This is a genomic window from Janthinobacterium agaricidamnosum NBRC 102515 = DSM 9628 (assembly GCF_000723165.1).
GTDB lineage: Bacteria > Pseudomonadota > Gammaproteobacteria > Burkholderiales > Burkholderiaceae_D > Janthinobacterium > Janthinobacterium agaricidamnosum.
In genome coordinates this window covers 5,352,685-5,373,343 of record NZ_HG322949.1, presented here as the reverse complement: position 1 = coordinate 5,373,343, position 20,659 = coordinate 5,352,685, and the positions used below count along the sequence as shown (strand labels likewise).

16 protein-coding genes are annotated in these 20,659 nt (G+C 59.9%); 7 read left to right on the top strand and 9 right to left on the bottom strand.

The window, feature by feature from the left end; genetic code table 11:
- Positions 1–45: 45 nt before the first annotated feature.
- Positions 46–4,302, top strand: coding sequence for a DNA-directed RNA polymerase subunit beta' (gene rpoC / locus GJA_RS23190; protein WP_038497144.1), 4,257 nt, complete (start codon positions 46–48; stop codon positions 4,300–4,302).
- A gap of 270 nt (positions 4,303–4,572) precedes the next feature.
- Here the strand turns inward: rpoC and GJA_RS23185 are convergent, their stop codons facing one another.
- Positions 4,573–5,526 carry a GlxA family transcriptional regulator gene (locus GJA_RS23185; protein ID WP_038497141.1) on the bottom strand — a complete coding sequence of 318 codons (954 nt, stop codon included), beginning with the start codon at positions 5,524–5,526 and terminating at the stop codon, positions 4,573–4,575.
- A 127-nt stretch (positions 5,527–5,653) separates the two neighbouring features.
- On the opposite strand from GJA_RS23185, the gene GJA_RS23180 reads away from it, so the two are divergent.
- Positions 5,654–6,454, top strand: a complete 801-nt coding sequence (locus GJA_RS23180) for an SDR family NAD(P)-dependent oxidoreductase (protein WP_038497138.1) — start codon at positions 5,654–5,656, stop codon at positions 6,452–6,454.
- A 102-nt stretch (positions 6,455–6,556) separates the two neighbouring features.
- On the opposite strand, the gene GJA_RS23175 is transcribed toward GJA_RS23180, so the two are convergent.
- Positions 6,557–7,312, bottom strand: coding sequence for an N-acyl homoserine lactonase family protein (locus GJA_RS23175; protein WP_242404612.1), 756 nt, complete (start codon positions 7,310–7,312; stop codon positions 6,557–6,559).
- 332 nt (positions 7,313–7,644) lie between these two features.
- Between GJA_RS23175 and GJA_RS23170 the strand changes: the two genes are divergently transcribed.
- From GJA_RS23170 to GJA_RS23155, 4 genes are all read left to right on the top strand, one after another.
- The gene (locus GJA_RS23170) at positions 7,645–8,217 is read left to right on the top strand and encodes a TetR/AcrR family transcriptional regulator (protein WP_038497132.1); all 573 of its coding nucleotides are present in this window, start codon (positions 7,645–7,647) and stop codon (positions 8,215–8,217) included.
- Positions 8,218–8,325: 108 nt separating this feature from the next.
- Positions 8,326–8,955: a TetR/AcrR family transcriptional regulator C-terminal domain-containing protein gene (locus GJA_RS23165; RefSeq protein WP_038497129.1), complete on the top strand. Its 630-nt coding sequence runs from the start codon at positions 8,326–8,328 to the stop codon at positions 8,953–8,955.
- Between the two features lie 100 nt (positions 8,956–9,055).
- Positions 9,056–9,688, top strand: coding sequence for a helix-turn-helix domain-containing protein (locus GJA_RS23160; RefSeq protein ID WP_038497126.1), 633 nt, complete (start codon positions 9,056–9,058; stop codon positions 9,686–9,688).
- A gap of 161 nt (positions 9,689–9,849) precedes the next feature.
- Entirely contained in the window at positions 9,850–10,689 is an 840-nt protein-coding gene (locus GJA_RS23155; protein WP_038497123.1) for an HDOD domain-containing protein, read from the top strand.
- 25 nt (positions 10,690–10,714) lie between these two features.
- Here the strand turns inward: GJA_RS23155 and GJA_RS23150 are convergent, their stop codons facing one another.
- From GJA_RS23150 to GJA_RS26360, 5 genes are all read right to left on the bottom strand, one after another.
- Entirely contained in the window at positions 10,715–11,887 is a 1,173-nt protein-coding gene (locus GJA_RS23150; protein ID WP_038497120.1) for a zinc-dependent alcohol dehydrogenase, read from the bottom strand.
- Positions 11,884–12,963 carry an SRPBCC family protein gene (locus tag GJA_RS23145; RefSeq protein WP_081905674.1) on the bottom strand — a complete coding sequence of 360 codons (1,080 nt, stop codon included), beginning with the start codon at positions 12,961–12,963 and terminating at the stop codon, positions 11,884–11,886. The genes GJA_RS23150 and GJA_RS23145 overlap by 4 nt, the downstream gene beginning before the upstream one ends.
- Before the next feature lie 201 nt (positions 12,964–13,164).
- On the bottom strand, positions 13,165–14,979 hold the full coding sequence (locus GJA_RS23140) for a DUF885 domain-containing protein (protein ID WP_038497116.1): 1,815 nt from the start codon (positions 14,977–14,979) through the stop codon (positions 13,165–13,167).
- A gap of 191 nt (positions 14,980–15,170) precedes the next feature.
- Complete coding sequence (locus tag GJA_RS23135) at positions 15,171–16,985, bottom strand: DUF885 domain-containing protein (protein ID WP_038497113.1); 1,815 nt, start codon at positions 16,983–16,985, stop codon at positions 15,171–15,173.
- Between the two features lie 69 nt (positions 16,986–17,054).
- A complete protein-coding gene (locus GJA_RS26360) occupies positions 17,055–18,143 on the bottom strand; it encodes a M48 family metallopeptidase (protein WP_051781269.1) in 1,089 nt (362 codons plus the stop codon).
- 159 nt (positions 18,144–18,302) lie between these two features.
- Between GJA_RS26360 and GJA_RS23125 the strand changes: the two genes are divergently transcribed.
- Entirely contained in the window at positions 18,303–18,761 is a 459-nt protein-coding gene (locus GJA_RS23125) for a thioredoxin family protein (protein ID WP_038497110.1), read from the top strand.
- Between the two features lie 24 nt (positions 18,762–18,785).
- Here the strand turns inward: GJA_RS23125 and GJA_RS23120 are convergent, their stop codons facing one another.
- Positions 18,786–19,271, bottom strand: a complete 486-nt coding sequence (locus GJA_RS23120; RefSeq protein WP_038497108.1) for an Lrp/AsnC family transcriptional regulator — start codon at positions 19,269–19,271, stop codon at positions 18,786–18,788.
- 60 nt (positions 19,272–19,331) lie between these two features.
- The gene (locus tag GJA_RS23115; RefSeq protein WP_144241627.1) at positions 19,332–20,633 is read right to left on the bottom strand and encodes a family 8 glycosyl hydrolase; all 1,302 of its coding nucleotides are present in this window, start codon (positions 20,631–20,633) and stop codon (positions 19,332–19,334) included.
- Between the last annotated feature and the right edge of the window lie 26 nt (positions 20,634–20,659).

The window sequence follows — 20,659 nt, the reverse complement described above, 5'->3', positions numbered from 1 at the left end:
TGTAGTCTCAGGAATATAGAAATTTAATCACCTCTGGAGTGATACATGAAAGCACTGCTCGATCTCTTCAAGCAAGTTCAGCAAAACGAAACCTTCGACGCGATCAAAATCGGTCTGGCTTCGCCTGAAAAAATCCGTTCGTGGTCCTACGGCGAAGTCAAAAAGCCGGAAACCATCAACTACCGTACCTTCAAGCCTGAGCGCGACGGCTTGTTCTGCGCCAAGATCTTTGGACCGATCAAGGATTACGAATGCCTGTGCGGTAAATACAAGCGTTTGAAACACCGCGGCGTGATCTGCGAAAAATGCGGCGTTGAAGTGACGCTGGCGAAAGTTCGCCGCGAGCGCATGGGCCACATCGAGCTGGCCTCGCCGACCGCCCACATCTGGTTCCTGAAATCCCTGCCGTCGCGTCTGGGCATGGTGCTCGACATGACCCTGCGCGATATCGAACGTGTGTTGTACTTTGAAGCATATGTCGTGACCGATCCAGGCATGACTCCGCTGAAAAAGTGCCAGATCATGTCGGAAGACGACTACGCCGCCAAGTACGAAGAGTACGGCGACGATTTCACCGCATTCATGGGCGCCGAAGGCATCCGCGAATTGCTGCGCTCGATCGACATCCACCGCGATGCCGAAACCCTGCGCGTGGAATTGAAGGAATCGAAATCCGAAGCCAAGATCAAGAAATACGCCAAGCGCCTGAAAGTGCTCGAGGCATTCCAGCGTTCGGGCATCAAGCCTGACTGGATGATCATGGAAGTGCTGCCGGTGCTGCCGCCGGAATTGCGTCCGCTGGTACCGCTCGATGGCGGCCGTTTCGCGACCTCGGATCTGAACGATCTGTATCGCCGCGTGATCAACCGTAACAACCGCCTGAAACGCCTGATGGAGCTGCGTGCTCCAGAAATCATCACGCGCAACGAAAAGCGCATGCTGCAAGAAGCGGTCGATTCGCTGCTGGACAACGGCCGTCGCGGCAAGGCGATGACCGGCGCCAACAAGCGTCCGCTGAAATCGCTGGCCGAGATGATCAAGGGTAAAGGCGGCCGTTTCCGTCAAAACTTGCTGGGTAAACGCGTCGACTACTCGGGCCGTTCGGTCATCGTGGTGGGTCCGCAATTGAAACTGCATCAGTGCGGCTTGCCGAAACTGATGGCGCTGGAACTGTTCAAGCCATTCATTTTCAATAAACTGGAATTGATGGGCCTGGCAACCACGATCAAGGCCGCCAAGAAGCTGGTCGAAATCCAGGAACCGGTGGTGTGGGACATCCTGGAAGACGTGATCCGTGAACATCCGATCATGTTGAACCGTGCGCCTACGCTGCACCGCCTGGGTATCCAGGCATTCGAGCCAGTGCTGATTGAAGGCAAGGCCATCCAGTTGCACCCGCTGGTCTGCGCCGCATTCAACGCCGACTTTGACGGCGACCAAATGGCGGTTCACGTACCACTGTCGATCGAAGCGCAGATGGAAGCGCGTACCCTGATGCTGGCATCGAACAACATCCTGTTCCCATCGAACGGCGAACCGTCGATCGTGCCGTCGCAGGATATCGTGCTCGGTCTGTACTACGCGACCCGCGAAGCGATCAACGCGAAGAACGAAGGGATGATGTTCCCTGACGTGTCCGAAGTGATACGCGCCTACGATAACAAGGAAGTCGAACTGACCACCCGCGTTACCGTGCGTATCACCGAGTACCCGAAAAACGCCGAAACGGGCGAATTCGAAAAAACCATCACCCGCTACGAAACCACGGTCGGCCGTGCGATCCTGTCCGAAATCCTGCCTAAAGGCTTGCCGTTCTCGGTACTGAACCGCGCGCTGAAAAAGAAAGAGATTTCGAAGCTGATCAACACCTCGTTCCGCAAGTGCGGCCTGCGCGCCACCGTGGTGTTCGCCGACAAGCTGATGCAATCGGGCTTCCGCCTGGCGACCCGCGCAGGTATTTCGATCTGCGTCGACGACATGCTGGTGCCGCCACAAAAAGTGACCCTGATCGCGACCGCCGAATCGGAAGTCAAGCAGATCGAACAGCAATACGCGTCCGGTCTGGTGACCGCCGGCGAGCGTTACAACAAGGTAGTCGATATCTGGGGCAAAACCTCGGATGAAGTCGGCAAGGCCATGATGGACCAGCTCAAGGTCGAAGACGTGACCCGCCGCGACGGCAGCAAGTCGACCCAGGAATCGTTCAACGCCATTTACATGATGGCCGACTCCGGCGCGCGCGGTTCCGCGGCGCAGATTCGCCAGTTGGCCGGTATGCGCGGCCTGATGGCGAAACCGGACGGCTCGATTATCGAAACGCCGATTACCGCGAACTTCCGCGAAGGCCTGAACGTTTTGCAGTACTTCATTTCGACCCACGGCGCTCGTAAAGGTCTGGCCGATACGGCGCTGAAAACCGCGAACTCGGGTTATTTGACCCGTCGTCTGGTCGACGTGACGCAAGACCTGGTGGTGATCGAGGACGATTGCGGCACCATGAACGGCACCGTCATGAAGGCGCTGGTCGAAGGTGGTGAAGTCATCGAACCGTTGCGCGACCGTATCCTCGGCCGCGTCGTGGTGCACGATGTCGTCAACCCTGAAACCCAGGAAACGCTGTACGAAGCCGGCACGCTGATGGACGAAGACATGGTCGAAGAGATCGAGCGTCTGTCGATCGACGAAGTCAAGGTCCGTACGCCACTGACGTGCGACACGCGCTTCGGCCTGTGCGCCAAGTGCTATGGACGCGACCTGGGCCGTGGCTTGCTGGTCAATGCCGGCGAAGCAGTCGGCGTGGTGGCGGCGCAGTCGATCGGTGAGCCTGGTACCCAGCTGACCATGCGTACCTTCCACATCGGTGGTGCGGCGTCGCGTGCGGCAGTGGCATCGTCGGTGGAAGCCAAATCGAACGGCACCATCCGCTTCACAGCAACCATGCGTTACGTGACCAACGGCAAGGGCGCGCAAATCGTCATTTCCCGTTCCGGCGAAGTGCTGATCACCGACGACCATGGCCGCGAGCGCGAGCGTCATAAGGTACCGTACGGCGCGACGCTGATCGTCAAGGACGGCATGGTCATCAAGGCCGGTACCGCCCTGGCGACGTGGGATCCGCTGACCCGTCCGATCATTACCGAATACGCCGGTCAAGTGCGTTTCGAGAACGTCGAAGAAGGCGTCACCGTGGCCCGCCAGGTCGACGAAGTCACCGGCCTGTCGACCTTGGTCGCGATCGATGCGAAACGTCGCGGTTCGCTGACCAAGACCTTGCGTCCGCAAGTCAAGCTGATCAACGACGCCAACGAAGAAGTCAAGATCGCCGGCACCGAACATTCGGTGGCGATCGGCTTCCAGGTCGGCGCGCTGATCATGGTGAAAGACGGCCAGCAAGTGTCGGTGGGTGAAGTGCTGGCGCGTATCCCGACCGAATCGCAAAAAACGCGCGACATTACCGGTGGTTTGCCACGGGTTGCCGAGCTGTTCGAAGCGCGTTCGCCGAAAGACGCCGGCATGCTGGCGGAAGTCACCGGTACGGTTGCCTTCGGTAAAGAAACCAAGGGCAAGCAACGCCTGGAAATCACCGACATGGACGGCAACAAGCATGAGTTCTTGATCACCAAGGACAAACAAGTGCTGGTGCATGACGGCCAAGTCGTGAACAAGGGCGAGATGATCGTGGACGGCCCGGCCGATCCGCAAGACATCCTGCGTTTGCTGGGGATCGAAGCGCTGGCGCGTTACATCGTCGACGAAGTGCAAGACGTGTACCGTTTGCAAGGCGTGAAGATCAACGACAAGCACATTGAAGTGATCGTGCGTCAGATGCTGCGCCGTGTTCAGATCGTCAATGCCGGCGACACCAACTACATCGTTGGCGAGCAGGTGGAGCGTTCGGAATTGCTGGACGAAAACGATCGCGTGACGTCGGAGAACAAGATCCCTGCGACCTACGAAAACGTCTTGCTGGGTATTACCAAGGCTTCCTTGTCGACCGATTCCTTCATTTCGGCCGCATCGTTCCAGGAAACCACCCGCGTGCTGACCGAAGCGGCGATCATGGGCAAGCGCGATGGTTTGCGCGGCCTGAAAGAAAACGTCATCGTCGGCCGCCTGATACCTGGCGGTACGGGCCTGGCATTCCACCGCGCACGCAAAGAGAAAGAAGCGTGGGAAGTGGAAGAGCGTCAAGCGCTGCTGCTGGCCGAAAAAGCCTCGATGGCCGGCGAAGCTGCCGAAGCGTTGCAAGACATCGAAACGCAAGCGGCTGCCGCAGCCGCACAACACGACAACGAAGCGTAATTCGCTGCTAGTCGATACCAGAACGGCGCCGGGGATGACTCCCCGGCGCCGTTTTTTTATCGCTCAGCGATGAAGAGTTTGTCGCATCGCCGCGCCCGCTCGGGCAGGGTTTGCACGACCAATTGAGCAACTTGTGCATGAGTGCCGGATTTCAAGCAAGAACTGTGCGGCAGGCACGCCAATGGCAAACGCTGGCAAGTTAGCGAAGTTAACATCGAATGACTCAGCCGCGCCATGCTGACGCTGGGGCGTAACATGCGCGCCGTTGCGTCAGGATAGTCCCAGGTGCGCCGGCCGCATGGTGCGCTTGATCGCCTGCGGCGGCATGCCGTAGGCGCGGATGAAGGCGCGGCGCATCCGTTCCGGATCGGAAAAACCGTTTTCGCGCGCCACCACGTCGATCGGGTGGCTGCTTTGTTCGATCATGATGCGGGCCGCTTCGACCCGCAAGGTTTCCACCGCCTTGGCTGGCGAGTGGCCGGTTTCCAGCCGGAAGGTACGGCTGAACTGGCGCCGGCTCAGGTTGGCCGCGTCGGCCAGCTCGTCGACCGTCAGCGTCTTGCGCAGATTCGCCTTGGCGTAGCTGAGCGCGCTCTGGATGCGGTCGGATTTCGGTTCCAGTTCCAGCAGCGCGGAAAACTGCGATTGGCCGCCGCTGCGCCGGTGGTACACCACCATCTTGCGCGCGACCGTGCGCGCGACCTCCGCTCCCAGGTCGCTTTCCACCAGCGCCAGCGCCAGGTCGATGCAGGCCGTCATGCCGGCCGAACTCCAGAACTTGCCGTCATTGATGAAGATACGGTCTTCTTCGACCTTGGTTTTCGGATATTGGCGCTGCAATTCGCGCGCCCCGCCCCAGTGCGTGGTGACCCGCCGGCCGTCGAACAAACCGGCTTCGGCCAGCAGGAACGCGCCGGTGCAGATGCTGGCGGTGCGGCGCGAATGTGCGCTGGCCTGGCGCAGGAAGTCGATGAACGCGGGCGAGGAGGTAAGCGACACCATTGCGCCAGTCACCAGGATGCTGTCGTAGTCATGCCGGCCGAATGGCTCGGTATCAATTTGCGCGCCCGACGAGCTGCGCACCAGGCCGCCGTGCTCGGACAACATGGTGATGTCGTAAAACGGCCCGCCCGGACTGCTGTTGGCAACCTCGAACGGCGTGATGGCGGCCAGGTCGACGATTTGAAAATGGGGGAAGACAACAAAGGCGATGGATTTTTTCATGATGGCCCAAACTGAGGTATATACGTCATTCAGGAAGTAGGTTATGTCCCTACACTGATTCTGTCAACTCATTCGAATAGCCGGGGCGACGCCCTGGCGCGAATGATGTACTTTGAAAGGAATTATTGTGACGACTACTGCAAACCAAGGCACCGCCCTGATTACTGGCGCATCGACCGGCATCGGCGCGGTGTACGCCGACCGTTTGGCGCACCGCGGCTACGACCTGATCCTGGTGGCGCGCAGCCTCGACAAGCTCGATGCACTGGCCGCGACGCTGGCCGCCAAGACCGGACGCAAGATCCGCACGGTCAAGGCCGATTTGAGCGACCATGCCGATTTGCGTGCTGTTGAGCATATTTTGAGAGAAGATGCCAGCATTACGGCGCTGGTGAATAACGCCGGCCTGGGCGCGACCGCCAGCCTGATCGACTCTTCGGTGGCAGATCTGGATAACTTGATCAACGTCAACGTGTTTGCGCTGACCCGCCTGACCCGCGCTGTCGCGCCCGGCCTGGTGGCCCGCGGCACCGGCACCATCATCAACATTTCGTCGATCGCCGCGCTGGCGCCAGACTTGTTGAATGGCACCTATGGCGGCGCCAAGGCGTATGTGCTGGCATTGACCCAGTCGCTGCACCATGAACTGGGCAGTAAAGGCGTACAAGTGCAAGCTGTGTTGCCAGGTGCAACCGGCACGCGGTTCTGGGACATTGCCGGTTTCCCGGCTTCCAACTTCCCTGCCGGCATGTTGATGACGCCGGAAAACCTGGTCGACAGCGCGCTGGCGGCGCTGGACCAGGGTGAAGTGGTAACCATTCCATCGCTGCCGGACGTCGAAGACTGGAACAGGATGGAAACGGCGCGCTTGGCGCTGCGGCCTAACTTGTCGCGCACCAACCCTGCCGCGCGTTACCAGCTGGCATAAGGCATAAGCTGCACCAGAGGCCGCCGGTCGAGGTTGGCGCCGGGGGCGTTCTGGCGTGGTCGCTGCAGGAGTGGTGCGCACCGGGAAAAGTTCCTCTCTACATTAATCGTAAAACTCGGGGCTGTGTTTCTGGGCCTTGCTTTGTGGTACGTCATGGTTAATCCACAACTGGGCGTGTTCGGTTTCCATCACCTGGGCGATTTTTTCCAGCGAGGCGCGGCTGGCCGCCGCATCGGCGTTGAGCGCCGGTACGCGCCGCTTGTCCCAGTTGTCCTTGAAGTGGACCGCATCGCCGCTGAGCACCACGGCGCCGGTGTTGTGCAATTTGACCAGCAGCGACTGGTGGCCCGGCGTGTGGCCCGGCGTCGACAGGATGGTCACGCTGCCGTCGCCAAACACATCGTAGTCGCCCGATACTTGCTTGACTGGCTGTTGCGGGGGAAAGCGCGGGCTGCCATCGGCTTGTTTCCAGTTGTATTCAGCGGCTTGCACCAGCAAGGTGGTGTGGGGGAACAGCGCCAGGTTGCCGGAATGGTCGGGATGGGTATGCGACAAGCCGATCCAGCGCAATTGGTCTGGCGCCACGCCGAGCGCGGCCAACTGGGCGGCCAGTGTGCTGCTGCGCTTCCAGGTGGTGCCGGTAAAACTGTTGCGCTCGCCATCGGGCAGGGCGGCGATGCTGTCCGGGATGCCGGTATCCCACAAGAACCAGTCGGCGCCATGGCGTATCAGGTAGCAATTGTCCGCCAGGTCGAAGCCTTTGCCGACATTCACGCCGGGCGACCAGCGGCCCTGGTCTTCGGCATGGCCTTGGCCGCATTCGATGACATACAATTTATCGGCGTACGGCTGGGCCATCGCCGATCCGGACAATAGTAAAAGGCATGCCGCTAAAAAAGACGTTTTTTTCATACCGTATCTCCTGGAAAGCGCTGCACATCACGGTGATGTTGACCGAAGTCGAGTGAAAGTTGATCGAGTATATGACCGGTCATATTAAAGTTCAAGTCTATAATAACTGATTTAAGCAGCCGTTCAGCGTGGATGGGGCATTCAGTCTATTCTTGTACTTGTGGATGACATGTCTTGACCCCGTAATATGACCGAATGTATTATCTGCTGCGATTTTGCCCCTATGAACCAGACAAAGGCAAGATATGAGCAAGACAACAGCATTTCAGGGGAGAGTTATGGGGAGACCTAGCGTGCGCGGCAAACTGGTGGATGCCGCTTGCGAAACACTGCAGGCGCAGGGTTTCAACGGTTGTTCGATCCAGGATATCACCGACGCCGCCGGCGTGCCGAAGGGATCGTTCTTCAATCATTTCAAGAGCAAGGAATTACTGGCGCTCGAAGCGCTGGACATGTATGCGGCGAATAACCGCATCGACTTGCTGCATGAAGAGGGCAAGACGCCGTTGCAGCGGCTGCGCCAGCATTTTGAATTCATGGCCCAGCGTTTTGTCGGCTGGGGCCATACCCGCGGCTGCCTGCTGGGCAATTTCGGCGCCGAAATGTCGGATACCCATCCCGCCATGCGTGAGGCCTTGGCTAGCGTGTTCGAGACCTGGAGCGCCAGAGTCGCCGGGGTATTGTCCGAAGCACAGGTCTTGGGCCAGGTCGATCCGCGCCATGACGCGCAAGCGTTGGGCCGTTTCGTGGTGAATGCATGGGAAGGCGCGCTGATTCGCGCCAAAGTCTTGAAAAGCCGTGCGCCGCTGGATGATTTCTTTGAAGTGTGTTTTAAGATATTGCTGAAATAAGAATATCTTTTGCGGCGGTAAAAAATTTCCCATAAGGATTATTTTTGCGCATGTCCGGCTGAATAATAAGTGAACGCTGTTGAAGTTTTTGGCATTAAGGAATGCAATATGAAAATTCAACGCGAAAACGTGATCACCACGGCGTTGGACTTGCTGGACCAGGTAGGTATTGAAGGCTTGACCATGCGCCGCCTGGCTGATGCGCTGGATATTAAGGCGGCCTCGCTGTATTGGCACTTCTCCAATAAGCAGGAATTATTGGATGGCATGGCGGATATATTAATTCAGGAAGTGGCCCGCGATATTGATACGAATACGGATTGGGATCACCGCCTGCGCCAGGTGGCGCGGGAAATGCGTGTCGCTTTAGCGGCCCGGCGCGATGGCGTCAGGGTATTTGGCGGCACTTATATCATTTCCGCAAATGGATTGCGGGTGGCTGAAGCGCTGATCGGGCCATTGCGTGCGGCAGGGCTGGCTGACCATGTCGCGAGCTGGAGCGCCTCGACCGTTTTATATTATGTGCGGGGTTTTGTCATGGAAGTGCAGGGTTTCGCCGCGGACGATGCGTCCGCTCTGTCGCAGCGGCGCGCCCAGTTTTCGTCCTTGGCCAGCGGCCGTTTCCCGCATGTGCAGGCCAGCATGGAAGCGATCTTCGAGACCGGCCTGGAGCGCCGCTTTGACACCGGGCTCGAGTTGATCATCGCCGGCTTGCGCCAGACCATCGCCGCACCATAGTATTTCCCCTCCAGGCAGCTCAGGCTTTTGCACAACACGCATGGGCTGCCCGTGGCCGTCCCGTGCTGAATAATAGTTTATTCATGCTAATATTTGGCACATGATCGCACAAGCCCTCTTTTCTCCCGCACAGCAAAAACTGCTGGCCCTGCTGTTTGTGCGGGTCAATGAAGGATTTCACTTGAACGAGATCATGCGTCTGACAGGCTTGGGCAGCGCGTCCGCGCAGCGCGAGTTGCGCCGTTTGCATGATTCCGGTTTGATCACATCTGAACGCATCGGCAATGTGCGGCGTTTCTGGCCCAACAAGGAAAGCCTGGTCTATCCGGAGTTGAGCGGCCTGGTGCAAAAAACCTTCGGCCTGGTCGGCGTGCTGCATGCGACGCTGGCGCCATTGTCGAAACAATTGCATGTCGCCTTCGTCTATGGCGCAACCGCAAGGGGACAGGATACGGTGGCGAGTAATATCGATCTCTTGCTGGTCGGCGACGATACCAATTACGGAGAATTATTATCTCGTTTAACGCCAGGCGAACGAACTTTGAAGCGCAAGATTAATCCGAATTTATATTCACTGGCCGATTATCAGCGGCGTCTGCGCGAACAACAGCCTTTCTTGATGCAGGTATTACAGCAGCCTAAGATATTTGTTATTGGCGATGAGGCTGTGTTAAAAGACGTGGAAAATATCGGATTGAATTTTCATACTGAAATAGGCCGCATGCATTTATAGTGGTGCTGTTTTTGTATTGGCGTAAAATAGGAATGACTAAGAGCGCCTGAAAAAACATCCATGGCAGCGTTAGATTGTCTTGTCGTACATTCGTACTGCCACCATGGGTGTTTTGTCAGCGGTTCCAAGTCCTGTGGCAGACCGGGAGGGTGGAGCTTATGATGAACAGACTGGAAGCATTTGGCTTGATCGTATCGCAGGCTATACGCGGCGAACTGACTTTTCCGACCAGTGTAAATGCCGCGCTGCAGTTGCAATTGGCGCTGGCGGAGCCTGACTGCCATATCGACCACGCGATCAAACTGGTGCTGGCGGAACCCTTGCTGGCGGCGCGCACCGTGGCGCTGGCGAATTCGGCGGTGTTCAGCCGCGGCGACATGGCCGCCGTCACCAGCGTGCGCGCGGCGGTGATGCGCATGGGGTACCGCAATCTGTATTCGCTGGTCGCGGCGATGGTGGTGCGCCAGTTCGGCAGCAAGATCGTCGATCCCGACCTGCGCATCAAGGCGGCCCAGTTGTGGGAACACACCGCCCATGTCGCCGCGCTGGCGCATGTGATCGCGCGGCGTATCACGCTGGTCGATCCGGATACCGCGCTGTTCGCCGGCATCGTGCATGAAGTGGGCGGCTTTTACCTGTTATCGCGCGCCGATGAATTTCCCGGCTTGCTGGATGACGATCCGGAAAACTGGATGGAATCGGCGGAAGAAATCATTTCCCGCGAAGTCATGAAGAAATTGATGATCCCGGAACCGGTGTCGACCGCCATCGATGGCTTGCGCGACGGCTTGCTGGCGATTCCACCGGATTCGCTGCTCGATACCTTGCTGCTGGCCAAGCAGCTGGCGCCGGTGGTATCGCCGTTGCAGCAAAGCTTTATGGAAATGCTGACGCCATCCGATTCGGTAATCGACTTCATCATCGACAATGACACCCTGCAAAGCATCCTTGCCGAATCGGCCGAGGAAGTTAACTCGATGAGCGCTGCGCTACTGGTGTAGCGCGCCGCAGCATGCCAGCCGGGCGTCAATGCGGATGCATCACCACCTTGATGCATTCTTCCTGCTTGTTCTGGAAAATTGCGTAGCCATGCGGCGCCTCGTCGAGGCGCAGGTGATGGGTGATGATCACCGATGGATCGATCTCGTTTCTTTGTATCCGATCCAGCAACGGTTGCAGATAACGCTGCACATGGGTTTGCCCGGTTTTGAGCGTCAATGAGCGGTTCATGACCGAACCGAACGGGATCTTGTCGCTGAAGCCGCCATATACGCCGGGTACCGACACCACCCCGCCATTGCGGCACGCCATCAGCGCCTGGCGCAAGGCGGTCGGGCGATCCGACTCCATCCGCATCGCCTGTTTGAGCCTGTCATATGCATAGGCAATACCGACACCATGGGCTTCCATGCCGACCGCGTCGATGCACGCATCCGGGCCGCGTCCGCCGGTCATTTGTTTCAATGCGTCTTGTACGTCGGTGTCGTCAAAATTGATGGTTTCGGCGCCCGATTGCTCGCGCGCCATGCGCAGCCGTTCCGGATAATGGTCGATCGCGATGACACGCTCGGCGCCGAGCAGGAAAGCGCTCTGGATCGCGAACTGGCCGACCGGGCCGCAACCCCAGACCGCCACCACGTGGCCGGGCTGGATGTCGCACGCTTCGGCCGCCATGTAGCCGGTCGGCAAAATATCGGACAAGAACAAGACTTGCTCATCCTTTAATTCGTTGGGAATCCGGATCGGCCCGACGTCGGCGAACGGCACGCGGGCGAATTCGGCCTGGCCGCCGGCATACCCGCCGGTCAGGTGCGAATAGCCGAAAATGCCGGCGGGCGAATGGCCCCACAGCTTTTGCGCCATATAGGCGTTGGGATTGGAGTTTTCGCACACTGAAAACATTTGCTGCTCGCAAAAAAAACACTGGCCGCAAGCGATCGGGAAGGGCACCACGACACGGTCGCCGATCCGTAAATTGTTCACTTGCGAACCGAGCTCGACTACTTCGCCCATGAATTCATGGCCCAGGATATCGCCCTGTTCCATGCTCGGAATCACGCCGTTATACAGATGCAGGTCGGAGCCGCAAATGGCGGTCGAGCTGATCTTGATGATGGCGTCGCGCTGGTTGATGATTTTCGGATCGGCTACCTGTTCGACCCGGACATCATGTTTGCCGTGCCAGCAATTCGCTTTCATGAACGCGCTCCTTTCTTGAAGAGGCGGCTCTTGAGGCTGCGCATGCCTGCCGGCTGGCCTTCGGTGGTGGCGATTTCGCCGGTTTCCACCCATTGCTTGAAGCGCCGCAGGCTGCGGTCGATTTGCATGTCGGGGATTGTGCTGAACAGCTTGGCGAGCGCGGCGCCAACCTTGCCGGCCGGCGGTTCGGCATGCAGGCGCATCGTGACCACCGTACCCTTGCCGCCATTCGCCGGGCTGAATTCGAGCACGCCGTTTTCATCTTCGGCGCCGCTGTCCAGCGAGCGCCAGGCCAGCCGCTTGCCGGGCTGGTCGTCGGTGATTTCGGCGTCCCACTCGGTCATGCCGCCGCTCGGCCCGCGCAGCTTCCAGTGCGAGCGGCGCTGATCGATGATGCGTACCGTATCCAGGTCCGGCATGAAGCGCGGCAAGTTTTCCAGGTCGCGCCACACTTGATAACATTCATCGGCCGAGCGGTTCACCGTGATCGATTTGGTGATCGACACGCCGGACAGGCCGGGCGGCTGTGCGGTGCTCAGTTTTTGCGGCCCGGTTTGCTTGCTGGCCACGACATCCAGCGCGGTGACGCCGGCCACCATCACGGCGGTCGCCGCGATGCGTTTGCGCGCACTGCCGGAACCGCCGGCAGCCACGCCGAGCAAGGTCAGGTCCATCGCATCGCCGGCCACGCGCGACCAGTTCCAGGCTGGCGACGAACGTTGATTCAGCAAGCCGATGCCGCACGCGACTTCGCGCAAGCCGATCACCCGCAACAACAGCGGCGAGGCCGGCAAGCCGGTGACGCGCGCCACGCGGCGCGGCGCCAGCAATTGCATCAGGCCGATGCCGATGCTGAGCCAGCCCAGCATGGTGCTCAATTGATTGATCTGCTGGTCTTGTTTGCGTCCGCTGTCTTGCCTGCGCTCTGCGCGGCCATCGCGGGTACGGGCCTGGCGCCTGGATTCCGCTTCGGCCAGCGTGCCATTATCGGTGCCGTCGGCGCCACCGGCATTCGGAAATTGCCATGAACCGTGACGGCTGCGGTTTTTTGACGGTTGTTCAGTGCTGTTTTGCATGATATCTCCCGGCATGGCGCAAGCGCGTCACACCCTAGGTTGAATGACATGCAAATTAGTCCTGCCGGGGAGGGCAGTGGTTCCTGTGCCGGTATCGAAAAATCGTGGGCTTGGTGAAGCTTTGCGTTACATCAATCAGGGATCAAGCACGGCGCCGGCCCACGTCCGGCGCCGTTCCGCTGATGGGGAGCAGCGTAACGCTTACTTCTGCTCAGCGATCCAGCGGTCGACCTTCGCTTCCAGCAGGCTCAGCGGCAAGGTGCCGTCGCCCAGCACCACCGCGTGGAATTTCGGCAAGCTGAATTTCGGACCCAGCGCGGCTTCCGCGCGCTGGCGCAATTCGAGGATTTTCAGGGAGCCGATCTTGTAGCCCAGCGCCTGGCCCGGCCATGCCATGTAACGCTCGGTTTCGCTTTTCGCCGCCGCGTCGTAGCCCAGCGTGTCGCGCATGTACTGGATGGTTTTTTCACGGCTCCACCCTTTTGCGTGCAAGCCGGTATCGACCACCAGCCGCACCGCGCGCAGCATTTCGTCGTTCAAGTGGCCAAAGTATTGGGCCGTATCGTCGTACAAGCCCATTTCCTTGCCCAGCGTTTCCGCATACAGCGCCCAGCCTTCGATGAAGGCGTTATTACCGCCGAATTTGCGGAAATCCGGCAAATTCAGTTCTTGCGTCAGCGCTATCTGGAAATGGTGGCCGGGTTTGCCTTCGTGCAAGAATAAAGTGGTCATGCCGGTGCTTGGGTACAGCTTGGGATCGGTCACCACCGACCAGAATACGCCGGGCCGCGTACCGTCCGGGGCTGGCGGGGAATAGTGGTCGGACGCGGTATCGCGGCTCAGTTCCGGTTCCAGTCGCAAATCCAGCGGCGCCTTCGGCACCAGCGTGAACAGGGCTGGCAACTTGCTGTTGAGCTGTGCGTTGAGCTTGCGATAAACGTCCAGCACTTGCTGGTCGGTCTTGAACGGGTGGAATTTTTCTTGCGCCGCGGCCCATGCCGGCAAACCGGCGGGCGGACCGTCATATCCCAGTTTCGGGCCGATGATGGCGTATTGCTGCTGGATGCGCGCCACTTCCTTCAAGCCGATTTGATGGATTTGTTCCGGCTGCAAGGCGGTGGTGGTCTGGGCGGCGACATTCGCCTGGTACCAGGCGGCGCCGTTCGGCAGCGCGCCCCGACCGCTGCTGTCGCGGCCGGCCGGCAGGTAGTCGGTTTCGACGAACCTGGCCAGGCGCACCAGCGCCGGCATCAGCTTGGCGCCGATGATGGCGCGGTAGGACTGCGTCAGCCGCTGTTTGTCGGCGTCGGAAAAATTGGCCGGGAATTTGGTGACCGGGGTGTAGTAAATGCTGGTTTCCGGGGAGTTGCTGAGCAGTTTCTGGAATTGCGGCAAGGCGGACGCAATCAGCGATTTCGGCAGCACCACGCCGTCGCGGATGCCTTCTCGCATATTGGCGATGGCCTGGTCTATCCAGGCCGGCAATTGGCCGATACGGCTCAGGTAAGCGTCGTATTGTTTGACGTTGCTGATCGGCTGCGGTCCTTCGCCGCTGGCGTAATTGGCCAGCACCACGGGCACGCTATCCATCTGGTTCAGCGGCAGCAGGTGTTCGGGAAATGTCTCGAACGCCAGTGCCGTCTTGAGTTCGTAGCCGAGGATATCGTAGCTGACCTGGTCCTTGCTGGCGAGCTGTGCGCGCTTGATGGTGTTCAGGCTGGCCAGGAATTGGCGATACAGCGCGAATTGCCTGGCGCGCACGGCCGGCGCGATACCCATGCCGAGCTGGTCGTCGTAGCGGTTGTCGCCGTATTCAGTCGCATTGAGCGGATTGAAGCGTGCTTGCGCATCGTAATATTGGTCGGCGAGTCGCTGCAATTGTTTTTGGGCTTGCGGCGCGCTGACGGCCGGAGCCGGTTGGTTTGCGGCGGCGTGGGCCGCGTTCAGCGGCGCGTAGGCAAAAACAAGCGCTGCGGCCAGGGTGCCGAGCGTGCCGGCAATAAAACGATGCGTCATGGATGAGGTCCTTGATGGGGAGTTGAAGGTGAAGGCGGCGATAAGGATACGCGATTGTCCTGCTTGTTTAAACTATTTTTGAGCCGTGCCTATGCTATTCATCAATGGCTTCCAGCCGCCAACCTTGATCGATCAACCACGGCGCCGGCCCACGTCCGGCGCCGTTCTGCTGATGAGGTGCAGCGTAACGCTTACTTCTGCTCGGCGATCCAGCGGTCGACCTTCGCTTCCAGCAGGTTCAGCGGCAAGGGGCCGTCGTCCAGCACCACCGCGTGGAATTTCGGCAAGCTGAATTTCGGACCCAGCGCGGCTTCCGCGCGCTGGCGCAATTCGAGGATTTTCAGGGAGCCGATCTTGTAGCCCAGCGCCTGGCCCGGCCATGCCATGTAACGCTCGGTTTCTCTTTTCGCCACTGTGTCGTAACCCAGCGTGTCGCTCATGTACTGGATGGTTTTTTCGCGGCTCCACCCTTTGGCGTGCAAGCCGGTATCGATCACCAGCCGCACCGCGCGCACCATCTCATCGTTCAAGTTGCCAAAGTATTGGGCCGGGTCGTTGAACAAGTCCATTTCCTTGCCCAGCGTTTCCGCATACAGCGCCCAGCCTTCGATGAAGGCGTTGTTGTCGCCGAATTTGCGGAAGTCCGGCAAGTTCAGCTCTTGCGTCAGCGCTATCTGGAAATGGTGGCCGGGCTTGCCTTCGTGCAAGAATAAAGTGGTCATGCCGGTGCTTGGATAGCGCTTGGGATCGGTCACCACCAACCAGAATACGCCAGGCCGCGTACCGTCGGGAGCTGGTGCGGTGTAATGGCTGGCCGCGGTGTCGCGGCTCAGTTCCGGTTCCAGGCGCAACTCCAGCGGCACCTTCGGCACCAGCGTGAACAGGGCTGGCAACTTGCTGTTGAGCTGTTCGTTGAGCTTGCGGTAAACGTCCAGCACTTCCTGGTCGGTCTTGAACGGACGGAATTTTTCCTGCGCGGCGACCCATGCCGGCAAACCGGCGGGCGGACCGTCATACCCCAGTTTTGGGCCGATGATGGCGTATTGCTGCTGGATGCGCGCCACTTCCTTCAAGCCGATTTGATGGATTTGTTCCGGCTGCAAGGTGGTGCTGGTCTGGGCGGCGACATTCGCCTGGTACCAGGCGGCGCCGTTCGGCAGCGCGCTCCGCCCGCTGCTGTCGCGGCCGGCCGGCAGGTAGTCGTTTTCGACGAACCTGGCCAGGCGCGCCAGCGCCGGCATCAGCTTGGCGCCGATGATGGCGCGGTAGGACTGCGTCAGCCGTTGTTTATCGGCGTCGGAAAAATTGGCCGGGAATTTGGTGACCGGGGTGTAGTAAATGCTGGTTTCCGGGGTGCTGCTGAGCAGTTTCTGGAATTGCGGCAAGGCGGACGCAATCAGCGATTTCGGCAGCACCACGCCGTCGCGGATGCCTTCGCGCATATTGGCGATGGCCTGGTCTATCCAGGCCGGCAATTGGCCGATACGGCTCAGGTAAGCGTCGTATTGTTTGACGTTGCTGATCGGCTGCGGTCCTTCGCCGCTGGCGTAATTGGCCAGCACCACGGGCACGCTATCGAGCTGGTTCAGCGGCAGCAGGTGTTCGGGAAATGTCTCGAACGCCAGCGCCGTCTTGAGTTCGTAGCCGAGGATATCGTAGCTGACCTGGTCCTTGCTGGCGAGCTGTGCGCGCTTGATGGTGTTCAGGCTGGCCAGGAATTGGCGATACAGTGCGAATTGCCTGGCGCGTACGGCCGGCACGATGCCCTTGCCGAGCTGGTCGTCGTAACGGTTGTCGCCGAATGTAGTCGCATTGAGCGGATTGAAGCGTGCTTGCGCATCGTAATATCGGTCGGCGAGTCGCTGCAATTGTTTTTGGGCTTGCGGCGCGCTGACGGCCGGAGCCGGTTGGTTTGCGGCGGCGTGGGCCGCGTTCAGCGGCGCATAGGCAAAAACAAGCGCTGCGGCCAGGGTGCCGAGCGTGCCGGCGGTAAAACGATGCGTCATGATGATGTCCTTGGTGGTGGTGAAGGTAAAGACGGCGATAAGGATACGTTATTGTTTTGCTGGTTTAAATTATTTTTGGGCCGTGCCTATGCTATTCGTCAACGCCTTCCAGCCGTCCGTATTGAGGTCCTGGCAAGATGGGCAAGGCTGGCTCGCCATCAGCGCGGTGATCCTGGCGATGCGTTCCGGCGTTTGCGGGTGCGATGAGATCCAGGCCGGCAAACCGCCGGCGCTGTCGTTCTCGCCGATCTTTTTAAAAAACGTCAACATGCCGTCCGGCTTGATGCGGGCGCGCTGCAAGGTTTGCAGGCCGAGCCGGTCGGCTTCGTCTTCCATGTCGCGGCTGAAATACAGGGCGCCGGCCTGATGGGCCAGCAGCGCCGCCACCGCGCTGACGTCGCCGACCGTCACGGCCAGCAGCGCGCCCCAGCCCAGGCTGGCGATCATCTGGCGCAGCGAGTGGCGCTGCTCGATATGCTGCACTTCATGCGCCAGCACGGCCGCCAGTTCGGTCGGGTTGGCGGCTTGTTTCAGCAACGCCGTATGCACCACCACGATCCCGCCCGGTATCGCAAACGCGTTGACCGTGTCATCCTGCTTGACGATCCAGCGATACTGATAACGTGAGCCGGCGGTCAGGCGCCGGCCGATGTCTTGCACCGCTTGCTGCAGCGGCCCGCTTTCGCTCAAGCCGCCTTGTTGGCGTATTTCAGCCAGCGCGGCCCGGCCCAGCTGTTGTTCGACGGATACGGGAATCCGTCCGGCCAGCCAGCCGGCCGCGTGCGGCGTTTGCCACCACAACAGTGCGCCCAGCAGCAGCGCGCCGCCAGCTATCGCGCCCAGCCAGCCCCAGATCTGCCGGGTATTGCGGCCGCGCTGCTGCCATTGCGCCAATTGCGGCTGCAACAGCGGCGGCGCGCTCTCCAGCAGCATCGCGATATCCGCCGCAGCGGCCGGCTTCAGTGCATGCTGCACGCCGTGTCCATCGAGCCAGTTGAGCAATAGTTCGGGGCCGTCGATGCCGCCGACGCTGATCACCAGGTCGCCGGCGTCCACCACCGGGCCGTCCGGCGCGATCAGTAGTTGCCGGCCAAAGAAATGCGCGCTGACCGGACGGCCGGACAGCAGGGCAGAAAAGGTGCGTATGCGGGTGCTCATGGCTTGTCAGCTCCTGTACAAAACGGTCGCCCCGATTATGCCGTGCCGTTTATGCGTTTGCCGTATAAGCATCACACTTATTATTCGTGGTTTATTTTTTGACATAGTCATACTCTTAAGGATGTTAAAAATATCAACCAAAAAATGATGGGGTTTGCCATGCGTTTTCCAGTTTTCCTGGCCGGTCTGGTACTCGGCGCCGCCGCGATCGCCGCACCTGTGCTCCCTTATAACGTGAATGCCGATTCCTGGGCAGAGGTTCAACAGGCGCTGCTCGCGGCCAAGGCCGACAAGCTGCCGGTGCTGCTGATTTTTGGCGCCAACTGGTGCGAGGATTGCCGGGTGCTGGACGGCGCATTGAAGGAAGGCAGAAATGCCGAGCTGATCAGGCGTGGCTTCAAGGTCGTCAAGATCGACGTCGGCAGGTTCGACCATAACATCGATATCGCCAATCAATATGGCAACCCGATCAAGAAAGGCATACCGGCCGCGGTGGTGCTGAGCGCCGACAACCAGGTGCTGTACGCCACCAAGGGCGGCGAGCTGGCCGATGCGCGGCGCATGAGCGAGAGCGGCATCTACGACTTCTTCGAACAGCAAATCATCAAGAAGCGATAAGGCCGCGGACCAGGCCCGTCAAGGTCACTCCGCCAGGCCGTGCGAAATCAATTCCAGCGGCAGTGCGGTGGTGAACTTGATCTGCTCCATCGAAAAGGCCGACGACACGCCGTTCAGCTGCGCGGCCTTGATCAGTTTTTTATAGAAGGTATCGTAGCCGCCGATGTCGGTGGTGACTACTTTCAGCAGATAATCGACGTCGCCGCTCATGCGGTGGAATTCCTGCACTTCGGGCAGTATCATCACCGCGGCGGCGAAGCGGCGCAGCCATTTTTCGTCGTGCTGGCCGGTGCGCACGCTGACGAACACCGTCACCGGCAAGCCGACTTTTTGCCGGTTGACGATCGCCACCCGGCTCTGGATATACCCTTCCTCTTCCAGCCGCTTGACGCGTTTCCAGCAGGGCGTGCTGGACAAGCCTATCTTTTCGCTGAGGCTGGCGATCGACAGCGTGCCGTCGGCTTGCAGCGCGGCCAGGATCGCGCAATCGAACTTGTCGAGTGAATTCATATCGCTTATCGGTAAGATCCAGGATGTTTATCCTGGATCTTACCAGAGTGCGAATGTTTTTTACTGCGGCCGCGCCCAGCGTCCCGTCATGCCGATCATTGTCAGCATCTTCAGGCTGTTGCCGTAATAATCTTCCTGCTGCAAGGTGCGGCCTTGCACATTGGTCCAGATGGCGTTCAGCCAGGCCTGGTTTTCCGGTGCGATCATCGCCGCCACGCCGAGCGCCGACACGAACGCCAATTCATTGACGTCGTTGGCCTTGATCGGCGTGCCGTTGAGCTTGTAGCCGCTGGCGAACTTGGCCGGATTATTGCCGGTCTGCGCGCGCGCCCATGCATTGAACGGCGTGATCGCATTGAAGGCGCGCTGGTCGCCGTAGACCAGGTAGTCGAGCGCCACCCGCCATGGATAACGCGAGGCGTTCCACGAATACTGGCCGTCGGTGGTGCCTTCCAGGAAGTTGCTGGCGGCCGGCTTGGCGGCCGTGTTCAGGTTCACCACGAAGTCCGGCACCAGCGCGGTTTGCGGGCTGTAACCGGCGCGCAAGGTGTCGATGATGGCGTAGCTGCGGTCGCGCACGGCGCTCCAGCGCGCATCGCCGGTGCTGGCGGCGAACGCGGCCAGGTGCGACTGGGTGAAGTCCGAGGTGCGGGTGGCGTAGCCGTACTTGCCGGTGGTGCCGGTCCAGTCGCCGAGCAGCAAATGCTTGCCGGATGGGTGGACTTCGCGCGCCATGATGGCGTTCAGCACGACTTGCGCCTCCTGGCGGTAATTGATCGCGCCGGTGCTGCCCCATTGGCGGTCGGCCAGCAGCAGCGCATAGGCGATGTCGAGGTCGCCGTCGGTGGCGCTGCTGCCGCCGTCGCTGGAATTGCCGCAGCCGACGATCTGGTTCCACGCCATCAGGCCGGGGCCGGAGCTGGCCTGGTGGTCGCGGAAATAGGCCACCATGCCGTCGAAGACGGTTTTTGCGCCGGCGTCTTCATCGGCCATCAGCACGCTGATTAGCATGCCGTAGCCATGCGCTTCCGAAATCGTCAGCGTGCCGTTCTGGGTGCCGCCGCCGGAAAATTTGCCGTCCGCATTGACCTTGACGAAATAACGTCCGGCGCCGCATTCCTGGGCGATGTATTTGCTTTTCCATTGCTGGTAAAAAGCCAGGCGCTGCTGGTCCAGCTGCGCCTGGCTCACATGGTTCGGGCGGATGGTGCCGGCGGTGTAGGGCTGCGGCGCGACGCCGGCCACCGCGTTGGCGGCGTTGCGCGGCGCTGCCCCGCCTTGAGGGTCGCTACCGCCGCCGCAGGCGGCAAGCATGGTCGTCATGATGGCTAAAACCAGGGTACGGTGCTGCATTCCAGGCATGGTGAATCCTCCGGTGTAAGGTGAGC